The organism is Frankia sp. BMG5.23, assembly GCF_000685765.2.
Classification (GTDB): Bacteria; Actinomycetota; Actinomycetes; order Frankiales; family Frankiaceae; genus Frankia; species Frankia casuarinae.
Genome location: NZ_JDWE01000004.1, coordinates 90,638 through 109,878, shown reverse-complemented (window position 1 = coordinate 109,878; position 19,241 = coordinate 90,638). Strand labels below are relative to the sequence as shown.

General features: G+C 71.6%; 19 protein-coding genes. 13 read left to right on the top strand and 6 right to left on the bottom strand.

Annotation, left to right across the window (positions count from 1 at the left end; all coding sequences use genetic code 11):
• Positions 1-86: 86 nt before the first annotated feature.
• Entirely contained in the window at positions 87-1,697 is a 1,611-nt protein-coding gene (gene glmU / locus BMG523DRAFT_RS03100) for a bifunctional UDP-N-acetylglucosamine diphosphorylase/glucosamine-1-phosphate N-acetyltransferase GlmU (protein WP_083494715.1), read from the bottom strand.
• A 702-nt stretch (positions 1,698-2,399) separates the two neighbouring features.
• On the opposite strand from glmU, the gene BMG523DRAFT_RS03090 reads away from it, so the two are divergent.
• Positions 2,400-3,419 (top strand): acyl-CoA desaturase, encoded by a 1,020-nt coding sequence (locus BMG523DRAFT_RS03090; protein WP_035909304.1) that lies wholly within the window; start codon positions 2,400-2,402, stop codon positions 3,417-3,419.
• Positions 3,420-3,444: 25 nt separating this feature from the next.
• Here BMG523DRAFT_RS03090 and BMG523DRAFT_RS03085 read toward each other — a convergent pair whose 3' ends face one another.
• Together BMG523DRAFT_RS03085 and BMG523DRAFT_RS03080 are read right to left on the bottom strand one after the other, a co-directional pair.
• Entirely contained in the window at positions 3,445-5,283 is a 1,839-nt protein-coding gene (locus tag BMG523DRAFT_RS03085) for an ABC-F family ATP-binding cassette domain-containing protein (RefSeq protein ID WP_011438333.1), read from the bottom strand.
• Positions 5,280-6,311, bottom strand: a complete 1,032-nt coding sequence (locus BMG523DRAFT_RS03080) for a 4-(cytidine 5'-diphospho)-2-C-methyl-D-erythritol kinase (RefSeq protein ID WP_083494714.1) — start codon at positions 6,309-6,311, stop codon at positions 5,280-5,282. The genes BMG523DRAFT_RS03085 and BMG523DRAFT_RS03080 overlap by 4 nt, the downstream gene beginning before the upstream one ends.
• A 425-nt stretch (positions 6,312-6,736) precedes the next feature.
• Between BMG523DRAFT_RS03080 and BMG523DRAFT_RS03075 the strand changes: the two genes are divergently transcribed.
• The 10 genes from BMG523DRAFT_RS03075 (at position 6,737) to BMG523DRAFT_RS03030 (ending at position 12,404) form a co-directional block, all read left to right on the top strand.
• A complete protein-coding gene (locus tag BMG523DRAFT_RS03075; RefSeq protein ID WP_011438331.1) occupies positions 6,737-7,222 on the top strand; it encodes an Asp23/Gls24 family envelope stress response protein in 486 nt (161 codons plus the stop codon).
• The gene (locus BMG523DRAFT_RS03070; protein ID WP_051623745.1) at positions 7,219-7,731 is read left to right on the top strand and encodes a hypothetical protein; all 513 of its coding nucleotides are present in this window, start codon (positions 7,219-7,221) and stop codon (positions 7,729-7,731) included. The genes BMG523DRAFT_RS03075 and BMG523DRAFT_RS03070 overlap by 4 nt, the downstream gene beginning before the upstream one ends.
• Positions 7,728-8,066 carry a hypothetical protein gene (locus tag BMG523DRAFT_RS26185; protein ID WP_049760994.1) on the top strand — a complete coding sequence of 113 codons (339 nt, stop codon included), beginning with the start codon at positions 7,728-7,730 and terminating at the stop codon, positions 8,064-8,066. The genes BMG523DRAFT_RS03070 and BMG523DRAFT_RS26185 overlap by 4 nt, the downstream gene beginning before the upstream one ends.
• A gap of 171 nt (positions 8,067-8,237) precedes the next feature.
• The gene (locus tag BMG523DRAFT_RS27180) at positions 8,238-8,426 is read left to right on the top strand and encodes a DUF2273 domain-containing protein (protein WP_035732549.1); all 189 of its coding nucleotides are present in this window, start codon (positions 8,238-8,240) and stop codon (positions 8,424-8,426) included.
• On the top strand, positions 8,423-8,806 hold the full coding sequence (locus BMG523DRAFT_RS03055) for an Asp23/Gls24 family envelope stress response protein (protein WP_023840061.1): 384 nt from the start codon (positions 8,423-8,425) through the stop codon (positions 8,804-8,806). The genes BMG523DRAFT_RS27180 and BMG523DRAFT_RS03055 overlap by 4 nt, the downstream gene beginning before the upstream one ends.
• A gap of 98 nt (positions 8,807-8,904) precedes the next feature.
• The gene (locus tag BMG523DRAFT_RS03050; protein ID WP_051623744.1) at positions 8,905-9,474 is read left to right on the top strand and encodes a DUF6286 domain-containing protein; all 570 of its coding nucleotides are present in this window, start codon (positions 8,905-8,907) and stop codon (positions 9,472-9,474) included.
• Entirely contained in the window at positions 9,471-10,139 is a 669-nt protein-coding gene (locus BMG523DRAFT_RS03045; RefSeq protein WP_011438327.1) for a hypothetical protein, read from the top strand. Before BMG523DRAFT_RS03050 ends, BMG523DRAFT_RS03045 begins: the two co-directional genes overlap by 4 nt.
• A gap of 177 nt (positions 10,140-10,316) precedes the next feature.
• Positions 10,317-10,937, top strand: coding sequence for a 50S ribosomal protein L25/general stress protein Ctc (locus BMG523DRAFT_RS03040; RefSeq protein WP_035732506.1), 621 nt, complete (start codon positions 10,317-10,319; stop codon positions 10,935-10,937).
• A gap of 33 nt (positions 10,938-10,970) precedes the next feature.
• Entirely contained in the window at positions 10,971-11,564 is a 594-nt protein-coding gene (gene pth / locus BMG523DRAFT_RS03035; RefSeq protein WP_011438325.1) for an aminoacyl-tRNA hydrolase, read from the top strand.
• Positions 11,565-11,750: 186 nt separating this feature from the next.
• Positions 11,751-12,404 carry a PIG-L deacetylase family protein gene (locus tag BMG523DRAFT_RS03030; protein WP_011438324.1) on the top strand — a complete coding sequence of 218 codons (654 nt, stop codon included), beginning with the start codon at positions 11,751-11,753 and terminating at the stop codon, positions 12,402-12,404.
• 73 nt (positions 12,405-12,477) lie between these two features.
• Here BMG523DRAFT_RS03030 and BMG523DRAFT_RS03025 read toward each other — a convergent pair whose 3' ends face one another.
• Entirely contained in the window at positions 12,478-13,710 is a 1,233-nt protein-coding gene (locus tag BMG523DRAFT_RS03025; protein WP_035958063.1) for a glycosyltransferase, read from the bottom strand.
• Positions 13,711-14,009: 299 nt separating this feature from the next.
• Between BMG523DRAFT_RS03025 and BMG523DRAFT_RS03020 the strand changes: the two genes are divergently transcribed.
• Positions 14,010-15,242, top strand: coding sequence for a glycosyltransferase family 2 protein (locus tag BMG523DRAFT_RS03020; protein ID WP_070982138.1), 1,233 nt, complete (start codon positions 14,010-14,012; stop codon positions 15,240-15,242).
• A 220-nt stretch (positions 15,243-15,462) separates the two neighbouring features.
• On the top strand, positions 15,463-16,374 hold the full coding sequence (locus tag BMG523DRAFT_RS03015) for a glycosyltransferase (protein ID WP_011438321.1): 912 nt from the start codon (positions 15,463-15,465) through the stop codon (positions 16,372-16,374).
• Between the two features lie 128 nt (positions 16,375-16,502).
• Here the strand turns inward: BMG523DRAFT_RS03015 and tyrS are convergent, their stop codons facing one another.
• Together tyrS and BMG523DRAFT_RS03005 are read right to left on the bottom strand one after the other, a co-directional pair.
• Positions 16,503-17,789 (bottom strand): tyrosine--tRNA ligase, encoded by a 1,287-nt coding sequence (gene tyrS, locus BMG523DRAFT_RS03010; protein WP_011438320.1) that lies wholly within the window; start codon positions 17,787-17,789, stop codon positions 16,503-16,505.
• A 47-nt stretch (positions 17,790-17,836) separates the two neighbouring features.
• Positions 17,837-19,180, bottom strand: a complete 1,344-nt coding sequence (locus BMG523DRAFT_RS03005) for a S8 family serine peptidase (protein WP_023840064.1) — start codon at positions 19,178-19,180, stop codon at positions 17,837-17,839.
• Between the last annotated feature and the right edge of the window lie 61 nt (positions 19,181-19,241).

Here is a 19,241-nt window from a genome sequence, read left to right as displayed (position 1 = left end):
TGCGGACCCCGGGCGGCCGACCCGGGCGGGGCAGGTCGGGCGGTGTGCATCCCCTCGCTGGCCAGAAGGTTTGGACGGACGTCTCTTTACGTTCTGCTCCCCGCGCCGGGAATGCCAGCGATGCCGGCCTCGCCCTCGCCGGTATGCGGCAACTCACTCCGGTGCGCCACGTCACCCTGATGAGCTGGGATCGGCACGGCGGCCTCGGCCGCGGACGGTTGCGGCATTTCATCGGGATGCTCGGGATCCCCGGCGCTGCCGGGGGCCTGGACGCCGGCAGCGGCGGCCGCTCGTGCCGCCGGGCTGCCGGGACGGCGGCGGGAGACCCAGCCTTCGATGATCCGTTGCCGCCCCTCCCGGACCGCCAGCGCGCCCGGCGGAACGTCCTCCCGGATCACGGATCCGGCGCCGGTGTAGGCCCCGTCCCCGACCGTGACCGGAGCAACGAGCATGGTATCGCTGCCGATCCGGACGTCCGAGCCGATCACCGTGCGGTGCTTGGCCACCCCGTCGTAGTTCACGAAGACCGTCGTGCATCCGATGTTGCTGCGCTCGCCGACCACCGCGTCGCCGACATACGCCAGATGCGGGACCTTCGTCTGGTTCCCGAGATCGGCCGACTTCGTCTCGACGAAGGAGCCGATCTTGCCTTCGCGGCCCAGTCGGGTGCCCGGTCGGAGATGGCTGTAAGGCCCGACCACGGCCCCGGCGCCGATCTCGGCCCGCTCGGCCGTGGTCCGCAGGACGGTCGCGCCCGCGCCTACCGTCGTGTCCGTCAAGGTGCATTCGGGGCCGATGACGGCGCCGCGAGCGACGTGCGTCCGGCCGTGCAGGAAGGTGTTGGGGGCGATAGTCGTGTCCGGTTCGAGAGTGACGTCGGCGTCGATCCAGGTGGTCCGCGGGTCGACGACGGTGGTGCCGGCGCGCATCGCCGCCTCGACGATCCGGTCCCGCAGCACCCGTCCGGCGGCGGCGAGCTGGACGCGGTCGTTCACCCCACCGGCCTCGCCGGGATCGTCCACGACCCGCGCGGCCACCGGCTGCCCGGCGGCGACCAGCAGCCCGACGACGTCGGTGAGGTACTCCTCGCCTTGAGCATTATCCCTGGTCAGCCGCGCGAGCGCGGTCTGGAGCGGGCCCGCTGCGAACGCGTACACGCCGGTGTTGATCTCTCGGATCGTCGCGGTGGCGGCGTCGGCGTCGCGATGCTCGACGATGGCCCGGACCGCGCCGTCGCCGTCGCGCACCACCCGGCCGTAACCGGTGGCGTCGTCGATGACGGCCGACAGGACCGTCGCCGCGGCCGCCCGGGCATGGTGCTGGGCCACCAGGGCAGTGAGTGTCGCGCTGGTCAACAGCGGGGTGTCGCCGGGCAGCACGACCACCGTGTCGCCGGGCGCCAGCTCGCCGAGCGCCGCCAGGGCCACCCGGACGGCGTGGCCCGTGCCGTGTTGGCGGTCCTGGACGACCGGGACGACCTCGGGAGCCTGCTCCGCCAGCATCGCCGCGACCTGTTCGCGGCCGTGGCCCACGACGACCGCGGTACGCGCCGCCGCGAGGGCTCCGGCCGCGCTCAGCACGTGGTGGAGAAGGGAGCGCCCAGCGATGTGGTGCAGCACCTTCGGTCTCGTCGAGCGCATGCGCTTGCCTTCGCCCGCTGCCAGGATGATGACGGCCACCGGACGTGATGATGTCACGCGATCTCCCGAGTCTTCGGACCTGGACAGCGGTGGGGCGACGGCGCCCACACTACTCGTCGACCGGAAGGCGCCGGCAGATGCCACGGCCATCCCGGGAACACGCCGGCCCCGGACCGGGAAATGATGTGGGCCTGGCCACCGCCGTGGTGATGGTGCGGCGGCGGTGCTTCCGGAATATTCTTTTCGATGGTATTACTGGTGGTGCCTGGTAGTGCTCCGCCGCCACGACTCGAACGTGGACTAAGAGAACCAAAATCTCCTGTGCTGCCGATTACACTACGGCGGACCGCGAGAAAACACGCCAACTCTACCATCGTGGGGTGGCTCGGATGGTAAAAGCCGGGCCGCCACCGGCTACCCGGCCCGCCGGCCGGCGCGGGCGGCCGGCGCGGGCGGGCGTCCCGGACCGGGTTTGGCCGGCTGTCGTTCATCTCTTCGTCGCCCGACTGTCACTGACTGTCACCGACTGTCGGCTGATGGCGTTAAATGTCATTGGATGTCATTATTTGTCATCGGCTTGTCATCGACCTGTCGGTGATCGTGGTGCGCGGCGGTGCCGATCGATCCGGGTCGGGTCGGCGACGGATGGTTTGTTTGCGTGGCGGACGTGGAGGAGGGGGGACGTTGTCATGTCGGCGGGCTACCGTGGCGGATGGAGCGCCGGCACAGTGGGCCAGCCGCGACGGATGGAACGAGGCAATGACCGCTACCGACACGGTGACGCCGAGCGATAATCGGGCACCGCGGGACAACCGCGAACCCACCACGGGTCCGGTTCCCCGCCGGGCTGATCCCGCGAACAGCCGCGGTAACGCCACGCGGCCCCGCTCGATGGCGAAGGCCCACGCCGAGCAGGTCGTGATGGTGGTGACGATCGTGGTGCCGCTGGTCGCCCTGGCGGTCGCGATCCCGGCGATGTGGGGGCAGTGGATCTCCTGGCGGGACGTCGTCCTCGCCGTGGTGTTCTACGGCATCACCGGCCACGGCGTGACGATCGGCTTTCACCGTTACTTCACCCACCGCGGCTTCCGGACGTCCAGGCCGGTGCGGATCGCGTTGGCGGTCGCCGGCAACATGGCGATCGAGGGTCCGGTCATCCGCTGGGTGGCCGACCACCGGCGTCATCACGCCTTCAGCGACACCGAGGGCGACCCGCACTCGCCGTGGCGTTACGGTCCGGGGACGTGGTCGCTGATCAAGGGTCTCTGGCACGCCCACGTGGGTTGGCTGTTCGACGTCGAGCAGACCGACCAGCGTCGGTTCGCCCCGGACCTGCTCGACGATCCCGACATCATGAAGGTCAGCCGCTCGTTCGCGCTGTGCGCGTTCGCCAGCCTCGCGCTGCCCGCCGTGATCGGCGGCCTGTGGGGGGGTTCGTTCGCCGCGGCGCTGGAGGCGTTCTTCTGGGCCGGGCTGGTCCGTATCGCGCTGCTGCACCACGTCACGTGGTCGGTGAACAGCATCTGCCACGTCCTCGGCTCGCGTCCCTACCGGTCGCGGGACCGGTCGACCAACGTGTGGCCGCTGGCCCTGCTGTCGATGGGCGAATCCTGGCACAACCTGCATCACGCCGAGCCGACCTCGGCCCGGCACGGGGTGCGGCCCTGGCAGATCGACACCAGCTTCTACCTGATCAAGATGATGGAGACCGTTCACCTGGTGTGGGACGTCCGCTGGCCGGACCCGGCGCGTCTCGCGGCGAAACGCGCCACCGCCTGACCGGACGGCGGGTGGCGGTGGCTTGTCAGCCACCCTCGATCTCGGCGGCGAGGGTGAGCCAGGCCTCCTCGGTGCTGTCCTTGTCCGCGACGACGGCGCGCAGCTCGGCGTCCAGCGTCAGCAGACGCTCGTGATCCGTCGCGGCCTCGGCCAGCTCGTGATGCAGCTCCTGCTCGCGTCGGCTCAGGCGATCCAGGGCGCGCTCGAGCCGGGTCAGCTCCTTGCGGGCGGCGCGCAGCTCGCCCCCGGACAGGACGGGCGGCCCACCTGTCCGCCCGGCTTCGGCGACGGTGGTGGTCTGTCCGCCCGCTCCGCAGCCGGCGGCCGACGAACCCCGGGATGACGGTGCCCGAGCCGCGGCGTCCTGCCGGGCGGCCGCGCGCCGGGCGAGGTACTCCTCGATGCCGCCGGGCAGCATGCGCAGGTGCCCGTCGCCAAGTAGCGCCAGTGTCACGTCGCAGGTGCGTTCGAGGAAATAGCGGTCGTGGCTGACCACGATCAGGCTGCCCGGCCACGAGTCGAGGAGGTCCTCGAGCGCGGTGAGGGTGTCGGTGTCGAGGTCGTTGGTCGGCTCGTCGAGGAGCAGCACGTTCGGTCTGGCCATCAGCAGGCGCAGCAGCTGCAGCCGGCGGCGTTCGCCGCCGGAGAGGTCCCCGACCCGCGTCCACTGCCGTGACGACGGGAGGCCGAACTGCTCGAGTAACTGGCCGGCGGTCCGTTCCCGGCCCTTCTCGACCTCCAGGACCTGCCCGACCTGTTCGACGGCCTCCAGCGCCCGCAGCGACGCCGGTAGTTCGGCAATCTCCTGGGACAGCAGGGCCGGTCGCACGCTGGCCCCCACCCGGACCCGGCCGGCCTCCGGCGTCACCGCACCCAGCAGCACGCGCAGCAGGGTGGTCTTGCCGGCTCCGTTGACACCGACCAGCCCGATCCGGTCCCCCGGTCCGACCAGCCAGGTGACGTCGTCGAACAACGTCCGGTCCCCGATCCGGACCGTGATGTGCTCGGCGTCGTAGACGTCCTTGCCCAGCCGGGATGCCGCGAAGCTGCGCAGCGCCATGGTGTCCCGGGGCGGCGGCTCGTCGGCGATCAGCGCATTGGCGGCGTCGATGCGGAAGCGCGGCTTACTGGTCCGGGCGGGCGGGCCGCGGCGTAGCCAGGCGAGTTCCTTACGCAGCAGGTTCTGGCGCCTGGCTTCGGTGGCGTCGGCCCGCCGGGTGCGTTCGGCCCGCGCGAGCACGTACGCTGAGTAGCCGCCCTCGTACGCGTCGACACGCCCGTCCACGACTTCCCAGACCCGTCCGCACACCTCGTCGAGGAACCAGCGGTCGTGGGTCGCGACGAGCAGTCCACCGCGGAAGCCGGCTAGATGCCGGGCGAGCCAGGCGACCCCCTCGACGTCCAGGTGGTTCGTCGGCTCGTCCAGGATCAGCAGGTCGGTGTCCTGGACGAGGAGCCGGGCCAGCGCCACCCGGCGGCGTTCCCCGCCCGACATCGGTCCGACCGGGTCGTCGAGCCGTTCGAGCAGCCCGAGCCCGGCGAGGATGCCCCGCTGCCGGGGATCCGCCGCCCACTCGTGCTCAGCGACGGTGCCCACGACAATCTCGCGCACGGTGCGCTCGGCGGGGAGCACGTCTGCCTGCGCCAGGGTGGCGACCCGGGTGGAACCGGCGGGCACGACCCGGCCGGCGTCCGGGGCCACCTCGCCGGCGATGATCCGCAGCAGGGTGGACTTCCCGGCCCCGTTGCGCCCCACGACCCCGATCCGTTCCCCGGCGCCGATCCCCAGGCTCACCCGGTCGAGCAACGTCCGGGTGCCGAACGCGGCGTTGACGTTCTCGAGGCTGACCAGGACGGCGCTCACGGCGCTTCGCCTGCTCCCTCCACCATCCTGGCGCCGCTCGCCGGCCCGGAGGCCCGGCGTACCGCGCGGGCGACCCCCATCCCGGCGAGGCTCGCCGCGAGCGCGATGCTCTCCTGCGCTCCGGCCGCGAGGAAGGCGCAGGTCGGGCCGGAGCCGCTCACGATCGCCCCGACGGCTCCCAGCTCCCGGCCCGCCTCCAGGACGCGGCGCAGGGACGGCCGAAGCCGCAGTGCTGCCGGCTGCAGGTCGTTGACCAGGGCGGCTCCGAGCTGGCCGGGGTCGCCGGTGCGCAGCGCGGCGAGCACGTCGTCGGCGGGGGTCGGGCCGGTCCGCAGTTTGCCCTCGGTCAGCCGGTCGAACTCCTTGTAGACCGCGGGGGTGGACAGGCCGCCGTCGGCGAGCGCGAACACCCAGTAGTACTCGCCCGTCGCCAGGACGTCGGTGAGCTGCTCGCCGCGCCCGGTGCCGAGTGCGGTGCCGCCGGCCAGGGGGAACGGGACGTCGCTGCCGAGCTGGGCGGCGAGTCGGGTCAGGGTCGCCCGGTCCAGGCCGGTCTGCCAGAGCGCGTCGCAGGCGACGAGCGCCGCCGCCGCGTCGGCGCTGCCCCCGGCCATCCCCGCGGCGACGGGGATGCCCTTCGTCAGGGTGAGATGAACCCGTTCCGAGGTGATGCCCGCGGCCTCGGCAACCAGGTGAGCGGCCCGGACGGCGATGTTGTCCCGGCCGGTGGGGACGATGGAGACCTCCGGCGTGGACGTCGCCGGACCCAGCGACGCCGGGTCGGCGCCCTCCCCGGACACCTCGACGGTCACGACGATGTCCCCGCTGGACCGGCCGTTCCCGTCGGACCCGCCGTTCCCGTCGGTGGTCGATGGCCCCGGGTCGTGGAACCGCGGGGGATCGACGGACGTCGCCGAGACGTCGTCGAACAGCGAGACGGCCTGCAGCACTGTGATGACGTCGTGGTAGCCGTCCGGTCGGAGCGGTCCGACGCCGAGATGCAGGTTGACCTTGGCGGGGGCTCGCACGGTGACGGTGGCGGGGCCGGCTCCGACGCTTCGGCGCGGACCCGGGTGGGATCGAGGCAGCGGATGCTCCTTCGCTCGGACGCACGCGCGCCCGCTGGGCGGCGTGGCGTTCGGTGGCGGCCGGCACCCAAACCTATCCGCCCACGCCGGGAGCGGATGAGCGTCCGCCCGCGAAGGATCGCGAGGGACGCAGCGAATCGGCCCCCGGCGACGCGGCGGGGACGATGCGCGCTTCCGTTCAGTGATCGTAGCTGTGCCGACGGGAACGGGTTGTTGTCCGACCGGAGAATTCGGGTATCCCTGATCGTGAACGGCCGCACCGGAGAGCGCCCGGACGGATCGTCCCTCGACGTCCCGCTCCTGGTCGGACCTGACCCCTTCCACCGCTTCGGGCGCTCCGACGATGCCGGCCAGGAAGGAGCACCATGACCACCACAACCAGCGCGGCCGGGCCCGAGGCGAAGGCCTCGGACGCAGGTGGTGCGCGTCGCACCACCGTGCCGGAGCGCAAGACATCCACCGAGCTGGTGACCGGCCGGGGCCGGACGTCGATCGCGGACGCCGTCGTCAGCAAGATCGCCGGTGTCGCGGCACGCGAGGTCTCCGGGGTACACAACCTGGGCTCGAGCGGGGCCCGCGCGATGGGTTCGTTCCGGGCCCGCATCCCCGGCGCGTCGGCCAGCGTCTCCCAGGGGGTCGCGGTGGAGGTCGGGGAACGGCAGGCCGCGATCGACCTCGACGTCGTCTGCGACTACGGGGTCTCCATCGTGGATCTGTCCCACTCGATCCGGCACAACGTCGTCACCTCTGTGGAGGGAATGACGGGCCTGGAGGTCACCGAGGTGAACATCGCGATCGACGACGTCTACATCGGCGAGGAGGAGTCGGAAGAGCCGCGGCGGGTCGAATGAGCACGAACCCGACAGCGGCCGGGCCGGTGAGCGGGTTCGCCTGGAACCCGGATGCCGTGGCCCGGACCGTGCTGTCCTGTCCCGGTGTCGTCCGGCTCATCGGCGCGCCGGTCCGGCACAAGGATCGTCACCGTGTTCCGGACGGCGGGGCGGGTGCCGCGGCCGAGGTCGCGACCTACCTTCCGGGCCGCCGGGTGGAGGGGGTACGGGTACGGCCGGACGGGATCCTGGTGCAGATCGTGTGCCGGTACGGGGAACGGCTCGGTGAGCTCGCCGCCCGGGTGCGCGCCGCGGTGCTGGTGGTCGAACCCGGCTGTCCCCGGGTCGACGTCGTCATCCGTGATCTGGCAATTCCGGATCCGGACCTGTCGTGTCCGCAGGGGCCGGACGCGGCGGTAGTCGGTCCGGGGACGCCCCGTTCGGGGACGCCCCGTTCGGGGGTGCCGGGTGCGGGGGTGCCGGGTGCGGGGGTGCCGGAGATGGGGGTGCCGGAGATGGGGGTGCCGTGACCTCCGATCGGCGGCAGGAGTCATCCCGACGCCAGCTCGACGCCGCCCGACGCAGGGCCGAGATCCGCGCGTTCATCCGCACGCACCATCCGGATCGGGGAGGTGATCCACAGGCGTTCGCCGCCGGCCTGCGGGCCCTGCGATCCACGCCGGATGGGCCGGACGGGCCGGGTGTTCCGGGTGTCCGCCTCACCACCCATCACCGGCCCAACGCCGCGGACATCCTGTTCGCCTGGGTTCGCGGTCGCGGGCGCCGCTGTTCCGACTCCACGCGTCGGTGGTGGTCGCACCGCCGGGCGCGGTTCGGCCCCGGCCGTGGTCCTCGGGTGCGCTGAGGCGACACCGGGTCCGCGGGACCGCACCCCGGGCTCGGTTCCATGTGACGATCACGCGGGATGCCCCTCGATCTGCCGGTCCAGAGGGGCGGACCGGGTACTGCGGCCGGGCTGGACGGGGCCGGGCTGGACGGGGCCGGGCTGGATGGGCCAGGAAAGGGGAAGAGCCACATGCGATCGAGCGCGCTTGGCCTGATCATCGGTCTGATCGCCGGACTCGCCCTCGCCTTCGGGGGCTTCAGCGAGTTTCTGATCGTGCTGGTCTTCGGTGCGATAGGGCTGGTCATCGGCAAGGTGGTGGATGGTGATCTCGATATCACCCGTTATGTGGGCGGTGACCGGCGTCGGGGGCGGCGGTGAACGAGAGGGAGCGTGCGCGACCGGGCCGTCCCGCGGGTAGGCGGGCGGGGGCCGGTTCCCTGCGGGTGGCGGACCGGGTTGTCGAGAAGATCGCGGCCATGGCGGCGGCGGATGTCGTCGGCGTTACCGGACCGCCACGCGGATTCCCGCGCCATGGCGGCGCGCGGCGTCGTGGGCGTGCCGGGCGGCCACGGGTCTCGGCGAAGATGGAGGGAGCCACCGCCCGACTGACGATGTCGTTCTCCGTGCGTTACCCGATCCCGGTCACGGAGACGGCCGAGCTGGTCCGTTGCGAGGTGCGGGACCGGGTCGCGGCGCTCACGGGTGTGCGCGTGGCACATCTGGACATCGATATCCCGTCGCTGCCCTCCGATGGGTAGCGGCCCTCTTCTGTCCCTCCGGTTCGCGTTCAGACCACGGGTAACAGACCACGGGTAACAGACAAGGTTGGGCTCGGTGAGGGGAGGGTGCCGTGCGGGTGGGGCGCAGGATCGTCGCCGGACTGCTCGCCGCGCTGATCGTGGCCGCCGGGGTCATCACCGTCATCGAGATCGTGGCCGCGGCCGGCGGTGGCAGGGGCTACGTCGTGGTCGACTGGCCGGCGTGGGCGGACGACCTGGCGGACACGGCCTGGTCCTCCGGGCCGGTCCGACTGGCCGCGGGGGTCTGCGTTCTAGTTGGCCTGCTGCTGATCTGGCTCGGAGCGCGGCGCGGAACGCCGTCCCGACTCGCCGTGCGGCGCGGCTGCGCGCAGACCATTGTCTTCGTCGAGCGGCGAGGGGTTGCGCGGGCGCTGCGCTCCGCAGCCCTGACCGTCGACGGGGTGCGGGCCGCCCGGGTTCGGGTCCGTGACCGGACCGCCGACGTCCGCCTGCGCCTTCGGCAGCGTGTCGCCGGTGGCGCGCGGGAGCGCGCGGGTGCCGTCCTGGCCTCTACGCTTGTCTCCTTCGAGCTGGCTGAGCCGCTCGAGCTGCGCATCCAGGCGACCCCGCCGGCCGCGGACCGGACCGTCAACGGGGCGGACCGGGCCGCTGGCGGTGCGGCATGACCGAGACGCGGGCAGCGGGCGGGCAGGCCGCCGAGGGCCGCTCGGCGGGTGGCGGGGTACCCGCGGAGCCCGGCGGGAGGCCGGCCGGGCTGTCCGAGCCGCCGCCCGACCGCCTCAACCGGGTCGCCCTGGTCGGAATCGGGTTGCTCTGCCTCGCGGCCGGTGTTCTCGCGTTGCTGGTGGGGGCCGGTGCGTTCGGAAACGACGTCGCCGACGAGGCGGTGCTCGACGCCGACACCCGTTCCTACCCGACCTCCCACGCCTGGTTCTGGCTCGTCGTGGGGATCGGTTCCGGGCTGGTCGTCCTGCTCGCCCTCGGGTGGCTTCGGGCGCAGACGGCGCTGGCGGCGCGGCGTCGTGGACTCTACGTGACGGATGATGCGCTCGGCGGTGTCCATTTGTCCGCCGCGGCACTGACCGACGCCGTCGAGGACGACGTGCTCGGGATCGTGGGCGTCGAGGCGGTGCGGGCGGTGCTGCGCGGCCGGCGGGAACCCGTGCTGGAGATCGCGGTCACCGTTGTCCCGGGGCCGGGGGTCGCCGGCGTGCTCGACGACATCCGTGGCCCGGTGCTCCATCGAGCCCGGACCGCGGTCGGTCGTCCGCGGCTACCCGCCAAGGTGGAGGTCCGCCCCGCTGCCACCATCCGGCCGCAGGTGCGCTGAGGTGCGGCCCGGCGTGACCGGGCAGGGTGACCAAGGCCGCGACGCACCCAGGGGCTTGACAGAACGGGGTCGTTTCCCCCATGCCATGGCGCGTCCGGTACTGTGAAGGACCGCGCCGCGGTGGTTCCACCGCCCTCCGGCGCCGGATCCCCAGTTTAGGAAAGGATGAGCGCCGCCATGTCCGAGGTCCGCATCGCCGCGGAGCCGCGCACCGAGTTCGGTAAGGGCGGGGCTCGTCGCACCCGTCGGGCCGGCAAGGTCCCGGCTGTTCTCTATGGTCACGGTAAGCCGCCGCGTCACATCGCGCTGCCCGCACACGACCTCCTCCACGCCTTCAAGACCGACGCCGGCACGAACGTCCTGTTGACGCTCGAACTGGCCGAGGGGACCGAACTCGCGCTCGCGAAGGACGTCCAGCGCCACCCGATCAAGGGCAGCTTCGAGCACATCGACCTCGTGCTCGTGGCCCGGGGCGAGAAGGTCGTGGCCGACATCCCCGTGCAGGTGATCGGGGAACCACACCCGGACACCCTGGTCGACCAGCAGGTCACCACGATCGCGGTGAAGGCCGACGCCACCCGGCTGCCCGGCCCGATCGAGGTCGATATCACCGGGCTCGAGCCAGGTACGAGCATTCTCGCCCGCCAGCTGGTCCTGCCGGCCGGCTCCGAGCTCGACGCCGATCCCGACCTGGTCGTCGTGCAGTGCCTGGCCAAGCGGACGAACGCCCAGCAGGAGGCCTCGCTCGGCGAGACTCCGGTGGCGGAGGAGGCCGGCGTCGCGAGCGCGTCCGTCTAGGCGGATCCGCTCCATCGCCGATGTCGCCTGCCGATGATGATCACCCCGACCGGCGATGGGCCCTGGCTCGTCGCCGGTCTCGGCAATCCCGGACCGACCTATGCCGGGAATCGGCACAACGCCGGCTTCATGGTCGTGGACCTGCTCGCCGAGCGGACCGGGTCACGGCTGAAGTCGCACCGTTCCCGGGCCGATGTCGCAGAGACCCGCCTGGCCGGGGCGCGGGCGGTCCTTGCCCGTCCGCTCTCCTTCATGAATCTCTCCGGCGGTCCTGTCGCGGCGGCCCGGAGCTTCTACAAGGTCGAGGTCTCCCGGCTCATCGTGGTGCACGATGAGCTTGACATCCCCTTCGGGGCAGTGCGGCTCAAACGCGGCGGTGGGGACAACGGCCACAACGGTCTGCGGTCCATCTCCTCAGCGCTCGGGACGCGGGACTATCTGCGGGTCCGGGTCGGCATCGGCCGTCCGCCCGGCCGGATGGATCCGGCCGACTTCGTGCTGCGGGACTTCACCTCGACCGAACGCCGTGAGCTGCCCCTCCTGCTCGAACACGCGGCCGACTCGGTCGAGATGCTCATCGCCGACGGTCTGGAGCCCGCGCAGAACCGCTATCACGCGTTGCTCTGAACCGCTCGACGGACGCCGCGTGTTTCTGCCGGTCCGGCGGGCACTCCGGGTGCTTGGCTACTTCAAGTGTTGGCATGGATGCGAAAGGTCAACGGCATGGCCGGTTGCCGGGGAACCGGGGAGCGGAGGCTTCGTGCACTGGCATGAGGGGGAGAGAAAGGGCGGGCGAGCGCGGAGGAGTGCCGGATGCTGGCGTTGACGGCGGGCCCGCCGGCCGATGGGCGGGCGTACAGCGTCGTGGCCCTCGGGGCACATGCGGACGACGTGGAGATCGGCGCCGCTGCCACGATCATGCAGTTGCTGGCCGCCCATCCGGAGGCCACCGTGCACTGGGTGGTCTTCTCGGGCGAGGGCGAGCGCGGCTCGGAGGCGGAGGAGAGCGCGCGTGAACTGCTCGGCTCCTCGCTCGGTTCGCTGCACCTGCACGAGGTCCGGGACGGTTTCCTCCCGCGGGAGTGGAGCGGGGTCAAGGAGGTCCTGCTGCAGATCGCCCGCCAGGTCACCCCGGACATCGTGTTCGCCCCGGCGCTCGCGGATGCCCACCAGGATCACCGGGTGCTCGGCGAGCTGGCGTGGCAGGCCTTTCGCGGGGCGCTCATCCTCGGCTACGAGATCCCGAAATGGGAGGCTGACCGGCTGTCCCCCAGCCTGTACGTCCCGATCCTCGAGGAGACGGTCGGGGCAAAACTCGATCATCTCAAACGTCATTTCCGCAGCCAGCAGGACCGCGCCTGGTTCGACGACGAGACCTTCCGCGCGACCCTGCGGCTGCGCGGCGTAGAGTGCGGGACGCGCTACGCGGAGGCGTTCGACGCCCGCAAGGTGATGCTCACCTTCTGATATGTCTCCCGCCCACCGGTCTTCCGCCCACCGGTCTGCTCCGTCGGCTCGGTGAGGCCCGGCGGGCAGGGACTCAGGCTGGCGTCAGATGTTCCTGGATGCGACCGATGAGCGCCGTGTGGTCGAGTTCCTGTAGCACGTAGGCCTGGCCGGCTGTTCCGATCTCGGCCGCCTTCCAGGGCTGTTCCAGCAGGCTGCAGGCGGCGTCGGCGAAGGCGCCCGCGTCCTCGGCGACGAGGAGGTGGGTACCGGGCGTCCAGCCGAGGCCGCGGCTGCCGGTGGGTGTGCTCACGACCGGCGTTCCCGCCGCCATTGCCTCGATCGCCTTGATGTTCACGCCGGATCCCGAACGCATCGGGTTCACCGACAGGGTGGCGGTGGCGAGGTAACCGGCGACGCTCGGCACGTCGGTGTGCAACTCCACGCCCTCGAAGCCACCGAGCCATGCCGCCAGGCCCTCCTCCGGACGCCGCCCCACCACCTGGAAGGTCGCGTCGGGATGGCGGACCCGGATCGTCGGCCAGCAGCCGCCGAGGAACCAGCGCAGGGCTTCGATGTTGGTCGGGGTGTCCAGCGAGCCGACAAAGATCAGCTTTTTGCCGGCGCTGTCCCGAGGCGCCGGCTTCCGGCCCGGCGGGGCCGGCTCGGTACCGGCCGACCCGGTGCCCGTCGGTGCGGTGAGGGCGCCGACGGGCAGGAACGGCGGCAGGTGGAACGTTGGGATGCTCGCCCGCGTACGCCGCCAGTTGTGGTCTTCCAGCGAGATGTCCGCGATGCAGGTGATGAGCGGAGAGTGGTGCATCGAAAGCTCCGCCAGCCGCAGTTTGTGATACTCCAGCTCGTAGGCGACGGCGCGCGGCCCCGAGCTGTTGCGGGCCAGCACCCGGAAGAACTCCGAGTCGACGTTGTGCGCGCGCACCAGATGCGGCAGCTTCCAGATCCGGGCGACCTCCTCGCCGAGATGCGACGTCCGGCAGCTGTAACTGATCACGGCGTCGGCCCGTGGCGGTGTCGACTCCAGCGCGCGGCGCAACGGACCGACCGGCCGGGATGCGTGCATGAATGGCCGGGCCGTCAGGTGTGCCCGTGGGCTGTCGTCACGAGGCAGCCGGATGACGGCCGAACCCGGCACGGCCTCCTCGTACACGGCGATATCCAGGTTCTCCCGGGAAGGCACCAGGACCTGCATCCGAACGCCGGCCGCGGAAGCCGCGGTGAGGAAGCTGAAGGTCTCCACCCGGCCGCCCGCGTCCGCCGGGAGAAACGGTTCCTCGACAACGACGATCCAGCGTGTGGAGTCGCTCACCGGACAACTGTAACGACCGTGGGGTCGGGTAACGACTGCGGGCTCGGTACTCGCGCGGGGTGTCGCGGACAGTTCCAGGTAGATGACAAGAGTGTCGTGAGGTGAGGTGAGGTGAGGTGAGGGTGGGGTCGAGGTGCGCGCAGGCCCGCCGGGGGTCCATCCGATTCCGCGGGACGACTTTGGCGCGGTGCGGGTGTCACGGCTGCGCGGCGTCATGGCGTCATGGCGTCAATGGCGCCGTACCGCAAAGGACGGAGCCGTTGGTTGTGGCTGACCGGCGGAACGCTACGGTAACCGCCATGACAGGTGTCCGGACCATCGGTCGAGGTGCCGCCGTGGCGGCGCTGGGAGCCACAACCGTTTACGGTCACGTCTTGTATCCGATCTATATCGGATTGCGCAGCCGTGGTCTGGAGTCGACGGCACCGCCGGACCCTGAGATCTGGCCGGGACTGAGCGTGGTCGTCTCCGCCTATCGGGAGTCGGCGGTGATCGGGGCGAAACTGGATGAACTCACCCGCGCGGACTATCCCGGGCCGATGGAGATCATCGTCGTGGCCGACGATCCGGAGACGGCCGAGGCCTCGCGCCGGCCCGGCGTGCGGGTGCTGTCGTCCGGGGAACGCCTCGGCAAGGCGCGGGCGGTCAACCGGGGAGTCGCCGCCGCCACCCACGAGCTCGTGGTGCTCACCGATGCGAACGCTGTGCTCGCGCCCGGTGCCCTGCGGGCAGCCGCCCGTCATTTCACCGACGAGACGGTCGGCGCGGTGGCGGGGGAGAAGCAGGTTGACGATCCCGACGGCGCCCAGGGCTTCTACTGGAAGTTCGAGTCCTGGCTGAAGCGCCGCGAGTCGGCGACCGGGGCGACCATCGGCGTGGTCGGCGAGATGCTGGCCTTCCGCCGCCAGGCGTTTCGGCCCCTGCCCGCGGACGTGGCCGTCGACGATGCCTGGCTGGCTCTCGACATCCTCGAAGGGGGGCTGCGGGTCGTCTACGAACCCGAGGCGTACTCGATCGAGTCGTCGAGCCCGGACTACTCGGCGGAGTGGGAGCGGCGGACCCGGATCGTCGCTGGCAACCTCGACATGCTCTGGCGGCGCCGGGCGGCGCTGGTGCCCGGCGCGCTGCCGGTCACCCCGCAACTGTGGGGCCACCGGCTGGTCCGCTCGTCATTCGGCCCGTTGGCGCAGGTCGTCCTGGTGGGGCTCGCCCTCCCGGCCGCCCGCCGGAGCTGGATTGCCCGGCTGTTCCTGGCCGGCAACGCCGTCGGCGCTGTGAGTACCGCGGCGCTGCTGACCGGGCGCACGCCGCCCGGTCCGACCCGCCTGGTCGCGCAGGTCTTCTTCCTGCAGGCCGTCGCGCTCGGCGGGGTGCGGCGCTTTGTGGCCCGGGACCGGCCCGCCGTCTGGCCCAAGCCGGAGCGGCCGGCCGTGGCCTCCGCGACGTCACCGGCGCCCCCGGGGTCGGTCCTGCCACCGGGGCAGACGACGCCGCCTGGCCCGCCGACCGAGTTGGCCCCGGCCGGCAACTGACCTGCTCCGGCAACTGACCTGCTCCGGCAACTGACGCCGCTGACGCCGGCCGGGACCGGCCTCGACCGGAGAACCCACCGCGGCCCGTCACCGGCTACGCCTATCGAAATACCACCCGCCGTGGGGTGGGAATACCGTGTGGCGCGACACCGCAACACCGCACGAGGCGTGGATATCCACCTGAGTGCGCGTCAGCACACGCAGTGAGGAGCGTGCCGCCATGTCCGTCGAGAAGTCCAACCGGTCCAGGTGGCAGTACGAGCTGGTACTGGTCAGTTTTCACAGCCGTGGCCAGCTCGAGCAGCTCTTCGCGACCCTTCCGTTGGACATGCCGGTTGTGATCATCGATAACGCGGAGGGCGTCGACCGCGTTGACGAGCTGATCGCGGACCGGCCCAACAGCCGTTACCTCGACTCCGGTGGCGGCAAGGGATTCGCGAAGGCCGCCAACATGGGCATCCGTTCGTCGCGCTACGAGTACGTGGTGCTCGGCAACCCGGACAGCCGGCCCACCGTGGAGGTCATCGACACGCTGGTCGACGACCTCATCGCCGATCCCGAACTGGTGACCAGCGCGGCCACCATGAAGGGGCACGACGACAAGCCCGAGCTCGGTAACGGCGGCTGGGAGCCGACGCCTCGCCGGGTGCTGCTGCACGTGCTGGGAGCGCACAAGGTGGCGCCGAGCTCGGCGCTGTTCGCCCGGCCGACACCGGGCCGCCCGATGAACCCCGAGTGGCTGACCGGCGCCTGCATGGCCGTCCGTCGGTCCACCTTCCTCGAACTGGGCGCCTTTGATGAGACGTTCTACGTCTACAACGAGGACATGGCGCTCGGCCGGGCGATCCGTGAGGCGGGGCTGCGGCAGAAGCTGCGCACCGATCTGCTGGTACCCCACGGGGCGGGAGGTTCCGGGGCCGGTAAGACATGGATGCTGCAGATGCGCGGTGCGTCCATGGTGCGTTATCTGCGTAAGCACAATGCGCCGGCTCGGGTGAACGTGATGCGCTCGATGCTCGTCGCCGGCTACGCCGGGCGTACGGTGCTCTCTCGGGCCCGGGGCAGGAAGGCAGTGGCCGACGAGCACGCCGCATATATCAAGGGCCTGCTGGTCGGACCGCCGGCCCAGTAGCCGCGCCCGTTCCTCGTTCGTTCCCTGCCTGTTCAGTGGGCTGTTTGTCCGATTCGTCCCTCTGGCCAGGCAGGGAAGTGAACTCGCTGGTCCCGGGCTCGCTGGTCCCGGGCTCGCTGGTCCCGGGCTCAGGTGAAGCGGGCCACCCGCCATTCCCGGCGACCGCGGCGGACCAGGATGACCGAGCCGTGCAGCAGATCCTTGGTCCCGACGGTGGCTTCCACGCCGACCCGTTCCCCGTTCACCAGGACCGCATGGTTGCCCAGGTGCTCGCGCGCATCCCGCTTGCTGCTGGCGAGGCCGGTGGCGATCAGCAGATCGACAACCGGCCAGCCGTCATCCTCGAGCCGGGCGGCCGGCTCCTCGACCGTGGGCACGTCGGCGAAGACGTCGGAGAGCAGATCCGCGCCGATCGCCTTCACGTCCCCGCTGAACAACGCCGCCGACGCCGCCTCGGCCGCGTCCACCGCGGCCTGACCGTGCACCAGTGCGGTGATCTCCCGCGCCAGGTGACGCTGCAACGCCCGCTTACCCGGAGCCTCGGCGTGCTCGGCGAACAGCCGCTCCAGCGGCTCACGGTCGATGAGCGAGAAGAACAGGGCGAACCGGCGTGCCTCGTCGTCGGACAGATTGATCACGAACTGGTACAGGGTGTAGGGCGAGGTACGGTCGGCCGAGAGCCAGACCGCACCCTTCTCCGACTTGCCGAACTTCGTGCCGTCCGAACGCAGCAGCAGCGGGCAGGTCAGCCCGTGTACCTGGGTGCGCAGCACCCGTCGCACGTAGTCGATCCCGGCGACGATGTTGCCCCACTGGTCGGAGGCGCCCATCTGAAGGGTGACCCCGTGGTCCTCGCACAGGCGGCGGAAGTCGTACGCCTGGAGCAGGGAGTAGCTGAACTCGGTGTAGGTCAGGCCGACGTCGGGATCGTCCAGCCGCCGGCGCACCGAGTCACGGCGGACCATCTCGGTGACGGGGAAGTGCTTGCCGACGTCCCGCAAAAACTCGATCATTCCGAGTCCGTCGAGCCAGTCGGCGTTGTCGACGAACTGTGGTAGCTGGCCGGAGTCCAGGGCCCGGGCGAAGACGGACTCCATGATCTCCTGTTGTCCGAGCATGTTCGTCCGTACCTCCTGGGCGGTGAGCAGGCTACGTTCCACCGACTTGCCCGACGGGTCGCCGATCAGACCCGTGCCACCGCCGAACAGGGTGACCGCGCCGATCCCCGCCCGTGCGGCCCGGATCAGCAGGGTCATCGGCAGCAGGTTGCCGATCGTCAGCGAGGGGGCCGTCGGGTCGAAGCCGATGTAGCAGCGCCGCCGTCCGCTGTCGAGGTGCTCCCGCAGCTCGGCGGGATCGGTGCTGTCGTGGAGGAGTCCACGCCAGGACAGCTCGTCCAGGAGCGCGTGTGTCATGGGCCCATGGTAGAAGTGGCGCGCCGGTCCGCAGTGACACCGCGAGATCACCCGGTAGGGGAGCGCGGGCGGACGCGGCTGCCCGCGCGGCCCGGTCCCGCCCGCGTCGCGCGCTGCCAGGCGTACAGCAGATGTGTCACGATCCCGAGCAGGACGCCCAACGAGGCCGCGATCCCGAGCCCGGCGGTCCAGACCAGTGGCGAGGGTTTCGATGAGTCTGGGCCGGCTGCGCCGATCGGACCGGTGTTCGTGAGTGTGGCGCCGGCCCCGTGGGTCGTCGCGTCGCCGGCGGACCCCCGGGCCTGCCCGCCGGGCATGATGCGGCCGGCGGCCGGCGCGGGCCCCCCCACCCCCCAGCGTGTCGGTGCCGACAGCAGCGGATTGCTCCTGACCACCGGCACGGCCCGGGTCAGCGCCGCGACGGGGTCGACGATGCCAAAGCCGAACTCGTCGTCGCGGCCAGGAGAGCCCGCATCCCGCGCGGTGTAGACGAGCCGCTCGATGACGTTGGGTGCGTCCAGGTCCGGCTGGGCGGCCCGGATGAGGGCGACAACGCCCGCGACGATCGCCGCGGAGTTCGAGGTGCCGCCCCCGGTGTCCAGGCCGTCCGGGGAGACCCGGGTCGGGACGGGGGCCCGGATACCGGGGGCCGGCGCGGCGATGACGGCCCGCGGCCCGTGGGCCGATTCCCGCCAGAAACCACCAGCGGCCGTCGATCCGGTCACCGCGACCACCCCCGGGATACTGGCGGGGGAGTTGATCGCGGTGTCGCCGGACTCGACGTTCCCCGCCGAGGCGACCACCACCACGTCGTGCGCGAGGGCGTAGCCGACCGCTTTCTCCTCGTCCGGGGTCGCCGTCCCCGTCGAGCCCAGGGAGAGGTTGATGACGTCGGCACCCAGGTCGACTGCCCGGCGGATGCCGATCGCGACCTCCTCCGAGTTCGCCTCGGCGCCGGTCGAGACGGGCAGGATCTTGGCGGCCGGGGCGATGCCGCGGACCTCGGGCCGGCCGTTGTCGTTGCGACCGGCGATGATGCCCGCCATGGCGGTGCCGTGGCCGTTCGGATCATCGTCGCGCCAACCGTCCCGCGCCGCCCCGGGGCCGATGCCGGTACCGGGAAGCAGCTGACCCCACAACTTGGGTTGGCTGGCGTCGACCCCGCCGTCGATGACGGCCACCACCGTGCCCGCGCCCTGGCTGATCCGGTGCGCCTGGGCGAGTCCCAGGACAGCGTGGTACCACTGCGAGCCTCGGGCGGGCGCGATCGAAGCCGGGCCGGGCCCGGCCGCGTGCGGCGGGACGGCGGCGCCGGCCGGAGCGGTCGTCATCACGAGGCCGACCAGCAGCGCGAGGCCGACCAGCAGGCCGAGCATGGCGCGGTGGTGCATGAGGGGGTCCTGCCTCCGGGGGCTGCCGCTCGGCGGGCGTGGCTGATCGTGTCCGGTTACG